Below are 15,048 nucleotides of genomic sequence, written 5' to 3'. Positions count from 1 at the left end.
ACAGAGTTTTGCTGACGCGGTGTCCTTAATAAGGATGTAGCGCTCTTTAGAGGAGATTGTATATCGCTCAAGCTCAAAATCTGATGATGGAGTTCGACTTGATTAGCTGGTCTCTGTTGGAGTGACAGTTGCCTAGAGGTTGCATTTGCTGTCTGCTGGGCTAGAACAGGAAGAGTAGACGTTACGATTGAGGCAGTTAGTAAAACACACTGCCAAAACAACATAGAAAGTTTTTCCAAAACCACTATTACCCCTCACAATTTGCTATTCGCTTTCAAATCAGCACACCACAAAATATGCTAAAGATATGGCGATCGCATCAGCAATCAGCCTTTATCTTTTAGCAACAGGAATTTTAATACAATACCAACTATTATGCCTAATACCAACATTTTTGGTGATAGAATCTTGACAAATTACAATTAAATGCGATCACAATTAATGTATTATTAGTAATGTTAAAAGTAATTAACCAACTATATTGGTAAACACTGATGAACTAGTATTATCTTTTACCATTTTTATTCAAGTTCAGGTGATAAATTTATCTATCTCAGTTCAGCTTTTAAACTAATTTTTGCTAAATGTATGGCCATGAACAGTGAAAAAGCTAATAGCTCTTGGATCGACCATTACCGTAAGCAAGGTTACGTCGTACTCGAAAAGATTCTGCCTTTGGAACTAATAGATGCTCATGTAGCAGCTTGTGAGGAAATTCAACGCCGACATGGCATTTATCAGAAATTTCCTTGGAGAAAAGACCCACTGGAAAACGAAAAAGCCTTTGGGGAGGAACTAATAGCCCTCGATGATAACCATGAACCTACAAAAAGTCTTAGAAACGATCCGACACTTCGTCAATATTTGAATGCCCTTTTCCAAGAAGAGGCGGTACTTCAATACGGCTTTACAAGTTTATGGGAGAGAGGCCGCGAACCGCACTCGGACACAGTGATGTTGTTCCGCGACCCACCTGATAAAGTCTGTCGTGCATGGTGTGCGCTCGAAGATATCCATCCAGACTGCGGAATGTTTTATGTGATACCTGGAACGCACAACAATGAGCGTCTTCGTATTTATGATGAGGTTCTAGGCAGCAACCCAGAGATTTTTGAGCTGCTTCGCTCACCGTCACCGAATGATTCAGAGAGTGCATTTTTAGAAAACCGAGCTATTTGGAAAGTGGTTTGTCAGAAAACAGCCTCTCTTACGAAAGGTCTACCAAGAATTCCATTTTCGATTAATAAGGGTGATGTAGTGTTATTCGATCCAAACGTCATTCATGGCACTATGCCTGCACCCAATCCATCACTTACTCGCAAGGCTATTGTCACCGAGTGGCACACGCGATCAGTTCGCAACTACTCCTACTCTGAGTATTTCGGTTCACAGCACGACAAAAGGCAGCTATTATCAGCTAGTTAGCTGATAATAGAGTGAGTTAACAGTATTTAAGGGGACTTGCCGATTTCACTATTTAACTTTTCATCGCCGCTTTTGATACATTAACTACTTTGGTTAGATTGGCAATATAGTTTAGACTATTGTTCGCAATGTTCTCACTGGTTAGGAGGATCTTCTAATACTCCAGTAGTTACTTAGAACAGATGGATAGCCGAAAGTTTCTATCTCTTACCAACATGAACCGCTTCTGCTTTATTCTAAAAAAATTCGGTGCTTTCTATGCTTGATTGGACTCACGGCAAGCTTATCCTTCCAATTTGGACTAGCGGCAAACTTATGGTTCCAAACTGTCAATTTCATCCAAAATTTGCTGACGCAAGAATGAGGGTTATAGTGTTGTTGACGGCAAAGTTATGGGTAAAGTCACAGTCATCGTTGACAGATTAGTGTTGTTAGGACTAATTAACTGTCGTCGGAACAAATTGATATCGTTTAAGTGCCAGTGACAGATTAATGTCATTTATTTACAGAGACTATAGAGATAATGTCAACGTAGCGCTCTCTTTTAACCCTCCTAATAAAAATTATGATAACCCACCTAGTACCTGGCGGGTTATTACAACATTTTTGTATGCGTGCATAATAGTTTCAGATTTGCCTTTCAAGCCACCCAGTACCTAGAGGGTTGTTGCCACCTATATTTCTGGCAACGTATGAGATATTTGATTCTCTTTCAAGCCACCCAGTACCTGGAGGGTTGTTGCCACTTGCTGATCCGGCATAATTTCTATCCCAGCATTTCTTTCAACCCACCCAGTTGTACAAGTAGCTTTGTCTACCCTCCTTGCGTGCGGGGATGGGGTGCTATGACTGTGGGAATCATAACTAATTACCCGGACTTGATCTTAATTGCGATCGCCTCTTTTAGAGAGGCGGTAAGCGCAGCCATCGCCAAAGAGCTTTAGGTTAGAGCATTGAGCGGAAGCTCAATCATTTTTGTGAGAATTATTACCATCTTTACGGCCAATCTTGCACATTAAATTAGCTCTGCAAATCTACTCAATTTATTCTTCTTTAAAGATAAATATTCAAGGTTAATTTTTTCTTGAGATATATAACTAAAGTAACAATATTTACTAAATATCCTTGTTTACTTCTATAAATGAGAATTCAGTCCCTCTAAACGTTGGCGCTGTTTAAACCACTGCTGACAAACTTCTGTAGCCAAATGCTTTTCTTGTGGTGTTAATAGTTCATCAGGTTTGCCAGAAGCCAATATTTTAGCCGCTTTTGCAGCCAAGTTGTAGTTCACTCCGTGTTTGACTAATTGTGTGTGAAAAAATTCTTCCAATTCTTGGACTGACATCAAAAATTCTCCTTTAATCAAGTGGTTATATTCAATTAGCAGATTAAAATTTCATGAATAAAATTATGTAACCGCAATTACTGTGAATTATTACAAATATTTCAGCTGACTGGCTTCCCTCGGAAGATGCATGAGTAATTATACCTGTTATATTTTCTCTCAAATCTCAGGAGCGGGAAAGTCAGCCCCTTCTGGGAAGTCAAAAGTCAAAAGTCAAAAATATTGAACCCCATACTTCGGCTACGCTCAGTAACCATAAATAAATTTAGTTGCTCTGTACCTTTTTATTTCTGGTGACAAATGCTGCTACCAGGAAAGGGCATAGGCGCAGATATCACCAAGGAAGCGGAATCTGGATTACCCGAATTTCTCACCACAATTATTTATCAAAGCTTTATAAAATCTAGATTCCGGTTTTTCACACTGCATCAAAAATAACCTGTGGAAAATGCCCAAAACATCTTTTGGGTAAGGATTATGAAGAGTGCGATGCAGGGCTTGTGAGAAATGCGGGATTACTTGCCTCTGGAGCGATCGCAATAATTACAAATGCATCAAGAGCGATGCCTACGCTTGTATGTGGAACTGCAAAAATCCATAAATGCTTTCTTGGCTTGTCGCTAGCTAACAGTTCTGTAACTCTAAATTAAATTTTTTCTATTAGTTTTAGTTTATGGTAAAAAATTGATGGTAAACAAATCTAGTTAATATTAATTAGCTAGACTAAAATTATCTTATTATAATTCTAATGCGTTATTCTTACTGTTTGCGATTGCCATCAAAATATTTCAATATTTTCATTGCAGTACTAATTTTTGTTTTATTTATCTGGTTAACTCCTGTCGTTGCTCAAGCATTAACTAAAGCTCCGGTTATTTTGGATGGGCAACAACTTTTTCAGATCAGCGATTCTGGTCACTATAGCGCTCAAGAACGGACAAATTTAATCAACTCACAACTAAAATATGCGATTAAAACTTCTGAATTTATTCAAGTTAAGATTGAACAACGCAACCAGCTACCTACTATTTTGCTAAATGGCCGCTATCTGTTAACAGTCACAGAACAAGATACATATATGAAGTATTACAGCAAAAACAAATTGAAATTCCCTTCGCTCAGTTAGATTTACATCTGCGTTCTGGCACGTTGGAATTTACGCCAGAAATGCAGTTAGGCTTAATACAAATGTTTGAACGATTGTCAAAGAATCAACAACGCATAGATCCAATTAAGCCAAGTCAAAATCAAAAGTAAATTTAGATGTTTGGCTTGCTATTATAAAGCTGTTTGTGTAATAATTAATTACTAATTTTTGAGCGACTTTAAGTAGTATTTAAAAAATCACTAAAAGACCTGAGTTTGAGGTCAGATGCTGAAAAAGAAAAGAAAGTAGGGTTCAGAGGTTGTTTGAAAAGTCTAGCGTTGTATCGAGATCCCCCCTAACTCCTTAAAAAGCAGGGGGAAAACCTTTTCAAAGTCCTCCTTTTTAAGGAGGATTTAGGAGGATCTAAAGTTTTGGATACCTCAGCCACCACTTTTCAAACATGCTCTTAGGTTACAAGTAGTTGCGATCGCTTAACTCCGATGAAAACATCTCAAGTTTGCAGAAATATCAATTTTTCGCAGGATGGGATTCAGTAGTAAAGTGAGTTTTAAAGGAATATTTATGTCACACTTGGAGCAAGCAGTGCCAGACACCTTTGTAGCTAAAGGCTTAGAAACTCTCCCCAATAATTTATTCGACCAGGTTGAGGCTCTGGCCAAAGACTTTGCCACCCGTGCAGGCGTACACGATAAAGATGGTTCTTTTCCCTTCGAGAATTTTACAGCTTTGCATGAGGCAGGATTACTCAGCCTCACCATTCCCCGTGAATTAGGTGGACAGGGTTTAGGGCTGCCAACTATCTGTCGAGTGATTGAAGGGATAGCGTGTGGCGATGCTTCTACGGCGCTAGTACTAACAATGCACTATCTGCAACATGCCCATGCAGCCCGTAGGCGTCGCTGGCATCCAGAAGTATATAAACGGCTGTGTCGTGAATCAATTGAAGGTATTGCCCTGCTCAATGCTGCCCGTGTCGAACCTGAGTTAGGAACGCCAGCTAGAGGCGGATTGCCTGCCACAATTGCCGAGCCGATAACAGAGGGTTGGCGTTTAACAGGCCACAAGCAATACACCACGGGTAGTCCCATCCTCAGTTACTTTATTGTTTGGGCACGGACAACTGAGGATGAACCACAAGTTGGCAGTTTTCTGGTTCCGCGCGATCTGCCCGGTTTGCAAATTGTTGAAACCTGGGATCACTTGGGGATGAGAGCTACAGGCAGCCACGATCTCATTTTGGAGAATGTATTAATCCCAAAAGAGTATGCTTTGAATATCAGCCCCATATCAACCGCACCATCCTTTGATCCTCTGATTTCCACTTGGGGCAGTTTGACAGTGAGTGCTTTATATCTAGGTGTTGCTACTAGTGCGCGAGACTGGCTTGTAAAATATCTTTGGGAGCGATCGCCTTCTAATCTCAAAGAGCCACTGGCAACTCTGCCACGCTTGCAAACTGCTGTGGGTGAGATAGAAGCACTGCTGTTTGCTAACAATAGATTGATTTATAGCTTGGCTCAAGATATTGATCAAGGCGAGTATGAGCCTAACGTAGGATTACAGGCACAAGCTGTTAAATACCTGACTACAACTAACTCGATTCGTGCTGTAGAGATTGCCTTAGAACTAACTGGTAATCCTGGTCTATTAAAAAAGAATCCTTTAGAGCGACACTACCGCGACGTTCTGTGCAGTCGTATCCATACACCACAAAATGATGTTATTTGCCAGTCTTTGGGGAAGTCTGTACTAAAAGTAAAGTGAGTGGAGAGTAGAGAGTGGGGAGGCAGGGGGGCAGGGGAGCAGGGGAGCAGGGGAAGAAGAATTATTAATTAATGACCAATGCCCAATACTTCGACTTCGCTCAGTACAAGTGCCCCATGCCTAATGCCCAATGCCCCATACCCAATATCGACCAATATGTACTAAAATCAATGACTTGAGTCACAAAGAGAGCAGTCATGGGATCCATCCGCGAGTTGCACCAACAGCTGGTTAAGAAAGAACGTTCTGCCGTTGAAATTACCCAAGAAGCTTTAGAGCGCATTCAAGCGTTAGAGCCGAAATTGCACAGCTTTTTATATGTGACCGCAGAACGGGCATTAGAGCAGGCGGGTGCTGTGGATACCAAAATTGCTGCGGGAGAAGAAATTGGGCTGCTAGCAGGCATTCCTGTTGGAATCAAGGACAATTTATGCACCAAAGGAATTCCTACCACCTGCGCCTCCCGGATTTTGGAAAATTTCGTGCCGCCTTATGAATCAACAGTGACGCAAAAACTGGCAGATGCTGGCGCGGTAATGGTAGGCAAAACCAACTTGGATGAGTTTGCGATGGGTAGTTCTACAGAAAATTCTGCCTACCAAGTCACGGCTAATCCTTGGGATTTGTCACGAGTTCCTGGTGGTTCTTCGGGGGGTTCTGCGGCGGCGGTAGCGGCTCAAGAATGTGTGGTTGCTCTCGGTTCTGATACTGGCGGCTCGATTAGGCAACCTGCATCTTTTTGCGGTGTGGTAGGAATGAAACCCACTTATGGTTTGGTTTCGCGTTATGGTTTGGTGGCTTACGCTTCCTCTTTGGATCAAATTGGGCCATTTGGAAACACAGTGGAAGATGCGGCAATATTATTAAGTGCGATCGCAGGTCACGATCCCAGAGACTCTACCAGTCTCAAAGTTGCCATTCCCAACTACGTTGCTAGCTTAAAACCACACTTAAAACCTAGAGGTCAGCTAAGAATTGGAATCATCAAAGAAACTTTTGGTGAAGGTTTAGATGCTGTAGTGGAACAAGCTGTTACCAAAGCAGTAGATCAATTACAAAGTTTGGGAGCGGAAATTCATATAATTTCCTGTCCCACCTTTCGCTATGGTTTACCCACCTACTACATCATCGCCCCATCAGAAGCGTCAGCAAACCTAGCTCGTTACGATGGTGTTAAATATGGTTACCGCGCACCTGATGCCGATAACCTGCTATCGATGTACACTCGTACCCGTGCCACTGGTTTTGGTACAGAAGTCAAACGCCGAATTATGATCGGCACTTACGCACTTTCGGCTGGGTATTATGACGCTTACTACCTGAAAGCGCAAAAAGTTCGCACCCTGATTAAGCGAGATTTTGAAAAGGCTTTTGGCGCAGTTGATGTGTTAGTTTGTCCCACATCTCCCACTACAGCATTCAAAGCAGGAGAAAAAACTACTGACCCCTTGAGCATGTATTTAACTGACTTGATGACTATTCCTGTAAATCTTGCTGGTTTACCTAGTTTAAGTTTGCCATGTGGTTTTGACGAGCAGGGACTACCGATAGGATTACAGCTAATTGGCAATGTCCTGCGAGAAGACCTACTGTTTCAAGTAGCTTACGCTTATGAGCAATCTACTACTTGGCATCTGCGTAAACCGCAAATATCTTGAAAATGGAAATTGGGCATCCCTTCGGCTTACCTCGGCTCCGGTTCCATCGAGCGAAGTCGAGATGCTCGGTACAAGTCGCTCAGGGCAAGTGGGCATTGGTCAATAATCAAAAGTTCTTCTTCCCCTGCTTCCCTGCTTCCCCACTCCCCACTCCCCACTCACTGATTACTAACCATTGACTGTTGACTATTGACTTCTGGAGTCGGGGATTGAGATGCAATTTGTGGTGGATTAAGTGTATATAAAAGACCAGCAGATGCAGCTACTAATAACAGAATGTAGGTAAGAACAAGAGGTATATACGTACTTGATTTTTTGTCTGAATTATTATGATCATTCTTGAAGTCTTGGCAGACTAAATTGCTTATAAGAGTATGTGATAAAGCATTTCCATCCAGTCCTAAAGCATCTCCATAGCGACGGATGAACCCTTGAACAAAAATAGGCTCAGGCAATTCTTCAAATCGTTCTTCTTCTAAAGCTTGCAAAACACCTGCTCTAATGAGTGTTCTTGCAGCTATTTCTTCTATGCATATAGATTTTTGTTGTCTTACTTGTCGCAAGTGTGTAGTTATTTCCTTTAGCTGCTCTACTTGAGCTTGGTTTAAGAGCGTCACTGTCTTCTCCTGTATAAGCTAATCTTACTATTCATATAGTCAGAAGACTTAAAAGTGCATACGTATTTTTACTGAATAATTGATTTTTCAGATAAATTTTTTAAAAATGGTTGAAATCTAGATTGGAAAATGCTAAAGCTGCTTCTATTAAGTAAATATATTGTTAATATAGACACTTTGTATTTATGAAAAAGTTAAAGTATGACAGTTAATAAACTGCAATTTATAATACAAGTATTTTTTCAACTGCTACTCTGGGCTGGGATAATTGCAGCGTTCCTGCTTCAGGTTGCCGTTTCACAATATTTGCAATGGGCAGAGGCTTTCGTCTAATAAGTACAAGCTAGTATCTATTTGAACAGCTTCGACTAACTTTGCCCTGCCACAGGCATCACTTATGGTATTGGCAAAATTGCTTACTTCAAAAATCTTCATCAAAATTCTATTCCGATATATCGTGATATATGGCGATATATCGTATACTAGAGAAAGTTGATTTGAGATTGATTTATGTTTAGACACTTTCGGTCACGTTTTGGCGCACCTGCATGGGCAGGAGTTAACGAAGATGATTCATTGTTTGTCAGGTCTTGGTTTGGACATGGCAAGCATCATGGTAGAGATCATGGCAAACACTTCGGTAGTGAAATGTTTGGTCGTGGTTGGGGAGATGAATATCGGACTCGTCGGGGTGACATCAAGTTCATCCTGCTGGAATTGTTATCCGAACATCCTAGTCATGGTTACGACCTGATTAAAGATGCGGAAACTCGCTACGGTGGTTTCCGTCGCCTCAGTCCTGGCTCAGTGTATCCAACACTCCAATTGCTGGAGGAAGGAGGCTATCTCAAGAGCGCACAGGAAGGTGGCAAGCGGATTTACACGATCACTGACGAAGGTAGACAATTATTGGCAGAACGTGCCCAACAGGAAACTTCAGATTCTCCTTGGGATACCTTCAAAAGTTTTGTGACAGGTAAGCCTCAAGAGTTTATTGAGTTGCGGAATGCTGCAACAGAATTAGCTGCTGTTGTGGTGCAGGTTGCTCGTAGTGGCAATATAGAGCGCATAAATAGGGTGCGTGAGCTTTTAGAGCAAGTTAAACGGGAAATTTACGCGATTCTTGCGGAAAAATAAGTAGAGATGGGTTAACAAATTTGCGTCTCTACTCTTAATGTTCTCAGATTTTACGCTTATAAGTTAGAAGCGATCGCACTTAAATCTGGCTCAATGAGTGAGTTGAGCAATGTCCACAACTGCAAATCAGTAAAATCTGGAATTGCCATAAATGCGCCGATTTCCTCCAAAAGTTGGGGATCGTGGGTGGAGGCGATGCCAATAGTGCGGATACCTGCGCTCACCGCCGCCCAAATACCAGACGGAGAGTCTTCTAAAGCGATCGCTTCCTCTGCATTAATCCCCAACTTATTCAGGGCGACTTGGTAGGGTGCGGGGTCAGGTTTACCTGCAATACAATCATCTCCTAAAACAACTGTATGGAAAGCTTCTTTTATTCCTAAAACTTCTAGCATAAATTCTACATTTAATCTAGGGGCATTAGTTACTAATGCCCGCTTTAACTGATGTATCTCTGTCCATGCTAGTAGTTCAGAAAATCCACTCAACGGTTTTAGATGGGGGGCGAGTTTACGGAAAAGCGCCTCTTTTTCGTCTGCAAATTGTTGCCCTTCTACTGTTGATAATTGTGGCAGAATGTCCTTAACAATTAATGGATTTAGTCGCCCACTAATTCGGGATTTATAAAATGTTTCGTCAATTTCTATGCTGTAAATTAACAGCATTTCCTGCCAAGCTTGGTAGTGTATAGGGTCAGTGTTGACAATAGTGCCGTCTAGGTCAAAGAGGATTGCAGCCAGCATAATTTTTGGATAAAATGTAAATAATTGTTAAGTTAATTTAAATAGTTTACATTGTTTTTTTGTCTTTATACAGCGCAAAAAGCTATAAATTAATCTGCTAAATCCTAAAATCTATAGTGGATAAGCCATGTCAAGGCAGACAGGTAGAGCTTCTCAAAAACTACCGTATAATTGATAACTTTCAATGTAACCAAATGCTAGTCCATCCAAATTTTTTTCGCATTGATGATTTACTAGTGCAGATTTACAACTCTGAAGTCGAAATGGCCCAGGACGTTGCCAAAATCGCGCAAAAGCATTTACAGCAAGTTCTCAAGCAACAGGATACAGCTGCTGTATTGTTAGCAACAGGTAACTCCCAACTTAGATTTCTTGATGCTTTAATTGCATTGGGTGGTGTAGATTGGTCACGAATTATTCTGTTCCATCTAGATGAATATTTGGGAATTACTGCTGACCATTGTGCGAGTTTCCGGCGCTATATGCGAGAACGTGTAGAAAAACGGGTTGTTCCTAAGAAATTTCACTATATAGAAGGGGATACATTGCAACCAGTAGCAGAGTGCGATCGCTACACTAAACTACTGCAAGCACAACCAATTGACTTATGCTGTCTTGGTGTTGGCGAAAATGGACATTTAGCTTTTAACGATCCATCAGTAGCAAATTTTCAAGATCCTTACAGTGTGAAACTAGTGAAACTGGATACAGTGAACCGTCAGCAACAAGTAAGCACAGGTCACTTTCCGAATCTAGAAACTGTTCCACAATATGCTTTTACTGTCACCATCTCGACAATTTGTTCAGCTAAAAAAATTATCTGTCTGGCTCCAGAAAAACGTAAAGCGAATGTGGTAAAAGAGATGTTGCAAGGAGCTATAAGTACAAACTGTCCAGCTTCTATTCTCCGTCAACAAGCTCAAGCGACGTTATTTTTGGATGTCAATTCTGCTAGTTTGCTGTCGTGAAAAACGAAAACTGCTGTATAATTATAGGAAACACATACTGTTAGCAGTATCAAATGCTGCCATGAACAGAAAGTGCATCCCCCTTCTACCAGCAATCAAAAAAAACCCCAAGACCTTTTCTTAGTATGCGGACTCCAAAGTTTAGGGCAACATTGTGTTGCAGTTATAAAGGAGTACGATGTTAAAGTCAGTGCCATTGATGATGTGCAGCCCGAACATTGGGAAGTTCCAGAAGTACCAAGCTTACTAGAAAAGTTAATTATAGGAGACTGCCGCCAGCCAAGTGTTTTAGAGCAGGCAGGTATAAGCCAGTGTCGGTCAATACTTTTAGTGACCAGAAATGAGCGAATAAATATAGAAGCTGCCTTTGCAGCACGGCGTCTTAATCCGCATGTTCGCCTGATTGTACGTTCTGACAAACAAAATTTCAACAAACTTTTGTGGGAAAATCTTGGTAATTTTGTAGCCTTTGAGCCTACCCATCTTTCTGCTCATGCCTTCGCTCTGACAGCCCTTGGCTCTGAAGCTATTGGATATTTTACTTTAGAAGGGCAACTATTACAAGTGATAAAGCACCAGATACAAGCGAAGGATGGCTGGTGTAATGGCAAGCCAGTACATAGGCTGAATCTCACAACTCGCCGCATTTTGAGTCACACACCTGCTTCATCTAATCCACTCAAAGAATTGTTTGGCTGGAACCCAGAGGCAGAAGTGCAGGTAGGAGACACGCTAGTTTACATTGATGTTGCATACGATTTGGCTTTATCTGAGCAACACCGGAAATATCATAACCAAAAGTGGCAGTGGCAACAGTTTATTCAAGGCATCACAGCGAAGAATCTTAAGGAGAAAATAGCGCAATTTTGGCAATCTTACTACCAAAGCCAAAATCAAATCCGGCGAATTGCGACAATCTATGCAATTACTGTAATCCTCCTGTGGTTGGCTGGAATAGTTCTTTACCGCTTGTATTTTCCTCATATTACTCTGCAAGAAGCTTTTTATGCCACAGCAGTTTTGCTCTTGGGAGGATACGGAGATTTATTTGGCGGTGTTGAGTTTTCATCGCAATCAGAGCCTTCAGACCAGATGCCTTGGTGGTTGCGGTTGTTTAGCTTGGGACTCACGTTAATAGGTCAAGCTTTCGTGGGAGTATTATACGCCCTACTAACTGATGCTCTTGTCACTTCAAGATTTCATTTTTTTAATTCTCATCCTCCTGTACCACAGAACAACCATGTGGTGATTATTGGCTTAAATCGCTTAGGACAGAGAGTGGCTGCTCTTTTGCAAGAACTCAACCAGCCGTTAGTAGGAATTCATACTACCACTCTCGACCAAAATACTTTACCAGATATACCTCTTATTGTTGGCAATCCTACCAAAGCACTAACTTAGGTAAATCTCTTTGGTGCTAAAAGCATTGTTTTAGTTGGGGACGATAATATGGAAAATCTAGAAATTGGTTTGATGGCTCATGCAATAAACCCCACCATTAGCTTGATTATCCGCTCTCAAGATCGTCATTTTAGCGATAATATTGCCCCTCTGTTTCCCTATGCCCAAGTTTTATGTGGCGCGGCTTTATCGGCAGAAGTCTTTGGTTGTGCTGCCTTTGGAGAAAATGTTCTGAGCTTGTTTCACTTGAGCGAGCAAATAGTCATGGTGACGGAATATAAAATCGAAGAGGGCGATACTCTCAATGGGCTGCTTTTATCTGAAATAGCCTATGGGTACAGTGTTGTACCGATTCTCTATCAGAAATATCAGCGAGACAATTACTCCTTGATGCCCTGGTATGATGTTAAACTTTACGCTGGCGATCGCTTGATTGTTTTAGCCACAAGCAGTAGTTTGCAGCGAATTGAATGGGGTGAAATGCTGCCTCGCCTTTGGCAGGTGCAAATTGAAAAAGCTCTGACTACAAATGCTATTATGTATGGAGCTGAAGAAATCGTTTTGATTACTGGATGTAGTTTGGCTAGTGCTAGGCAATGGATGAATAATTTGCCTGGAGTGTTGCCAATACCACTTTATAAACATCAAGCTCAACGCCTTGTACGTGAGTTAACAAAAATACAAGTTTTAGCAAATGTAATCTTTATTGGGCAAAGCAGTAGCTTCACTTGAGCAAACTAACGTATCAGCCCCTTGGCTACAGGACGTACTCGTGTTCGGGGAAGTCAGAAGTGATTATAGGGGTGCAATATTAATATATTGTGCATAAATATATTGTGCATAGGTGTCAACTTCACGTATAAGCTAGATTTGGCGAACTTTCAGGTTTGACCTTCACCCCCAACCCTGAAGGCAAAATTAGGAGAGGGGAGCAAATTCTCTAGTTCCCCTTTTCCCAAGTTGGGAGAAGGGGTTAGGGGATGAGAGCAAAACGTCCTCTCAAAGCAGATTTTTTCTTAAGTTGACACCAATGTATATTGTGCCCCTACACATCTGGTTTAACCACTGTAATAGCCTGAAGTTGAAACAAACGACAGTGTACGGCTCTTACAGTGCTGTGAATACTATTTAGAACGAGTACCTGTTACTTCATTAGGATCGCTGTAAGCCCGGACTTTTTCCCGATTACGAACCAGACCTGCTAAACCGGCTAAACCAAGTAAACCTAGCCAACCCCAATCGAAACCGCGATCACTAGTTGTTTCGGAAGCTGCGACGCCTGCATTCCTATTAGTACTTGTACCATCACTACCTGTAGTGCCAGTGCCTGTACCATCACTACCTGTAGTGCCAGTACCTGTTGCGCCACCACCTGTAGTATCACTACCTGTAGTACCAGTACCTGTTGCGCCACCACCTGTAGTATCACTACCTGTAGTACCAGTACCTGTACCACTGCCCATACTACCACTACCTGTAGTGCCAGTACCAGTACCTGTACCACTGCCTACACCACCACTACCTGTAGTGCCAGTACCAGTACCTGTACCACTGCCTACACCACCACTACCTGTAGTGCTAGTGCCATTATCTGTACCACTGCCTACACCACTACCTGTAGTGCCAGTGCCATTACCTGTACCACTGCCTACACCACCACCTGTAGTGCCAGTGCCATTATCTGTACCACTGCCTATACCACCACCTGTAGTGCCAGTGCCATTACCTGTACCACTGCCTACACCACCACCTGTAGTGCCAGTGCCATTACCTGTACCACTGCCTACACCACCACCTGTAGTGCCAGTGCCATTACCTGTACCACTGCCTGTAGTGCCACTACCTGTAGTGCCAGTGCTAGTACCTGTACCACTGCCTGTAGTGCCACTACCTGTAGTGCCAGTGCTAGTACCTGTACCACTGCCTGTAGTGCCACTACCTGTACCACCACTACCTGAGCTACTGCCAGCACTGGAGCCTCCATTACCAGAGCCTCCACTTTGGGCATAAACAGAAGAAGGTAAAGACAAAGAAGCGAAACTTATGGCAAAGACAGTAGCTAAAACAGCTTTAGATAAATCAAAAGGTTTCATAGTTATGGTTCCTTTTATGTTCTTTCTGTGGTTGATTGATTTTCAAAATCGATATTGTCTACTTAATCCACTGCTAAATTAGGGAATTTTTCACAAAATAGATTCAGCAGTCTTTAGCCTAGTTTATTTGGTAAGTTTGAAAACATTTTCAGCTTCCACACACAACAAATTAGCTATTTTTCAAATTTAAACTCATTATAATCATTAACTACTATAATTACCTAATTTATATATTCATTTTTACTTAGTAACAAAGTTAGCTCACATTGTTAATAAATAATATTTATTTTTCATGATATTTCATTCATTTGCATCATAATTTACTTATCGAAAATTATTTCTTGATTTTTATTAATAATAGCTGCTATTTTTTTATTGCGACTCTACCATAAGAGTAAAGTCAATTCTATCGCAGGAATTAATTTGGCATTAAAATTTAGTTTATGAACGTGAAGATAATGAAACTTTTTTGAGCTTGCAATTAGATAAGCAGGCTTCCAGATAAGCACAATTTCCACATTTGGGATTTTGCCCTGGATTGGTACATCCATAGAGAGAGTTCATAAAGCATTCAGAATAGTCTTTATGTATTTGATATTTTTTAAATGTAAAGTACAAAGCTGCCTATTTTAGACAAAAACAAAATCTTTAACCATAAAATTATATACCAGTCATAAGTAATTTAACGTTTTTCACTTACTTATTTAGATATAGCAATCCGATTTTATTTCTGAACTTCTTTATATGGGCACAGAGTATAGAGTGGGGAATCAGGCTTTTCGAGTTATA

The 15,048-nt window shown here is 41.2% G+C and carries 13 protein-coding genes; 8 read left to right on the top strand and 5 right to left on the bottom strand.

The genetic code is table 11. From position 1 onward, the window contains the following. The coding region (locus tag V7L20_RS14975; RefSeq protein WP_334744844.1) for a hypothetical protein at positions 1 to 224 on the bottom strand (224 nt) is incomplete at its 3' end. A 364-nt stretch (positions 225 to 588) separates the two neighbouring features. Here V7L20_RS14975 and V7L20_RS14970 point away from each other — a divergent pair. Continuing rightward, positions 589 to 1,425, top strand: a complete 837-nt coding sequence (locus V7L20_RS14970) for a phytanoyl-CoA dioxygenase family protein (protein WP_334744843.1) — start codon at positions 589 to 591, stop codon at positions 1,423 to 1,425. 1,135 nt (positions 1,426 to 2,560) lie between these two features. Here the strand turns inward: V7L20_RS14970 and V7L20_RS14965 are convergent. After that, positions 2,561 to 2,770 (bottom strand): hypothetical protein, encoded by a 210-nt coding sequence (locus V7L20_RS14965; RefSeq protein ID WP_334744842.1) that lies wholly within the window; start codon positions 2,768 to 2,770, stop codon positions 2,561 to 2,563. 748 nt (positions 2,771 to 3,518) lie between these two features. On the opposite strand from V7L20_RS14965, the gene V7L20_RS14960 reads away from it, so the two are divergent. The 3 genes from V7L20_RS14960 (at position 3,519) to gatA (ending at position 7,300) form a co-directional block, all read left to right on the top strand. Continuing rightward, the gene (locus V7L20_RS14960) at positions 3,519 to 3,896 is read left to right on the top strand and encodes a hypothetical protein (RefSeq protein ID WP_334744841.1); all 378 of its coding nucleotides are present in this window, start codon (positions 3,519 to 3,521) and stop codon (positions 3,894 to 3,896) included. Positions 3,897 to 4,439: 543 nt separating this feature from the next. Beyond that, entirely contained in the window at positions 4,440 to 5,642 is a 1,203-nt protein-coding gene (locus V7L20_RS14955) for an acyl-CoA dehydrogenase family protein (RefSeq protein WP_334744840.1), read from the top strand. Between the two features lie 197 nt (positions 5,643 to 5,839). Further along, positions 5,840 to 7,300: an Asp-tRNA(Asn)/Glu-tRNA(Gln) amidotransferase subunit GatA gene (gene gatA, locus V7L20_RS14950; protein WP_334744839.1), complete on the top strand. Its 1,461-nt coding sequence runs from the start codon at positions 5,840 to 5,842 to the stop codon at positions 7,298 to 7,300. A 158-nt stretch (positions 7,301 to 7,458) separates the two neighbouring features. Here the strand turns inward: gatA and V7L20_RS14945 are convergent, their stop codons facing one another. Next, positions 7,459 to 7,917 (bottom strand): helix-turn-helix domain-containing protein, encoded by a 459-nt coding sequence (locus tag V7L20_RS14945; protein ID WP_334744838.1) that lies wholly within the window; start codon positions 7,915 to 7,917, stop codon positions 7,459 to 7,461. 510 nt (positions 7,918 to 8,427) lie between these two features. Between V7L20_RS14945 and V7L20_RS14940 the strand changes: the two genes are divergently transcribed. Next, on the top strand, positions 8,428 to 9,054 hold the full coding sequence (locus V7L20_RS14940) for a PadR family transcriptional regulator (protein WP_334744837.1): 627 nt from the start codon (positions 8,428 to 8,430) through the stop codon (positions 9,052 to 9,054). A gap of 56 nt (positions 9,055 to 9,110) precedes the next feature. Here the strand turns inward: V7L20_RS14940 and V7L20_RS14935 are convergent, their stop codons facing one another. After that, the gene (locus V7L20_RS14935; protein WP_334744836.1) at positions 9,111 to 9,797 is read right to left on the bottom strand and encodes an HAD family hydrolase; all 687 of its coding nucleotides are present in this window, start codon (positions 9,795 to 9,797) and stop codon (positions 9,111 to 9,113) included. Between the two features lie 194 nt (positions 9,798 to 9,991). Between V7L20_RS14935 and V7L20_RS14930 the strand changes: the two genes are divergently transcribed. The 3 genes from V7L20_RS14930 to V7L20_RS14920 all read left to right on the top strand — a co-directional run bounded on the left by V7L20_RS14930 (position 9,992) and on the right by V7L20_RS14920 (position 12,898). Further along, positions 9,992 to 10,765: a glucosamine-6-phosphate deaminase gene (locus V7L20_RS14930; RefSeq protein WP_334744835.1), complete on the top strand. Its 774-nt coding sequence runs from the start codon at positions 9,992 to 9,994 to the stop codon at positions 10,763 to 10,765. A 72-nt stretch (positions 10,766 to 10,837) separates the two neighbouring features. Further along, positions 10,838 to 12,166 (top strand): NAD(P)-binding protein, encoded by a 1,329-nt coding sequence (locus V7L20_RS14925; protein ID WP_334744834.1) that lies wholly within the window; start codon positions 10,838 to 10,840, stop codon positions 12,164 to 12,166. A gap of 48 nt (positions 12,167 to 12,214) precedes the next feature. Further along, positions 12,215 to 12,898, top strand: coding sequence for a TrkA C-terminal domain-containing protein (locus tag V7L20_RS14920; RefSeq protein WP_334744833.1), 684 nt, complete (start codon positions 12,215 to 12,217; stop codon positions 12,896 to 12,898). A 392-nt stretch (positions 12,899 to 13,290) separates the two neighbouring features. On the opposite strand, the gene V7L20_RS32630 is transcribed toward V7L20_RS14920, so the two are convergent. Beyond that, positions 13,291 to 14,259, bottom strand: a complete 969-nt coding sequence (locus V7L20_RS32630; protein ID WP_442943551.1) for a WGxxGxxG family protein — start codon at positions 14,257 to 14,259, stop codon at positions 13,291 to 13,293. Positions 14,260 to 15,048 lie beyond the last annotated feature (789 nt).

The sequence above is a fragment of the Nostoc sp. genome (genome assembly GCF_036916735.1).
Lineage (GTDB): Bacteria > Cyanobacteriota > Cyanobacteriia > Cyanobacteriales > Nostocaceae > Nostoc.
The sequence above is the reverse complement of the archived record's forward strand: the minus strand, read 5'-3'. Positions and strand labels throughout refer to the sequence as shown.

What these genes read in the sequence shown, in the direction of transcription:
- V7L20_RS14970 (WP_334744843.1), top strand. Translation starts at nt 589, where the DNA reads ATGGCCATGAACAGTGAAAAAGCTAATAGCTCTTGGATCGACCATTAC.
- V7L20_RS14965 (WP_334744842.1), bottom strand. Translation starts at nt 2,770, where the DNA reads ATGTCAGTCCAAGAATTGGAAGAATTTTTTCACACACAATTAGTCAAA.
- V7L20_RS14960 (WP_334744841.1), top strand. Translation starts at nt 3,519, where the DNA reads ATGCGTTATTCTTACTGTTTGCGATTGCCATCAAAATATTTCAATATT.
- V7L20_RS14955 (WP_334744840.1), top strand. Translation starts at nt 4,440, where the DNA reads ATGTCACACTTGGAGCAAGCAGTGCCAGACACCTTTGTAGCTAAAGGC.
- gatA (WP_334744839.1), top strand. Translation starts at nt 5,840, where the DNA reads ATGGGATCCATCCGCGAGTTGCACCAACAGCTGGTTAAGAAAGAACGT.
- V7L20_RS14940 (WP_334744837.1), top strand. Translation starts at nt 8,428, where the DNA reads ATGTTTAGACACTTTCGGTCACGTTTTGGCGCACCTGCATGGGCAGGA.
- V7L20_RS14935 (WP_334744836.1), bottom strand. Translation starts at nt 9,797, where the DNA reads ATGCTGGCTGCAATCCTCTTTGACCTAGACGGCACTATTGTCAACACT.
- V7L20_RS14930 (WP_334744835.1), top strand. Translation starts at nt 9,992, where the DNA reads ATGCTAGTCCATCCAAATTTTTTTCGCATTGATGATTTACTAGTGCAG.
- V7L20_RS14920 (WP_334744833.1), top strand. Translation starts at nt 12,215, where the DNA reads ATGGAAAATCTAGAAATTGGTTTGATGGCTCATGCAATAAACCCCACC.
- V7L20_RS32630 (WP_442943551.1), bottom strand. Translation starts at nt 14,259, where the DNA reads ATGAAACCTTTTGATTTATCTAAAGCTGTTTTAGCTACTGTCTTTGCC.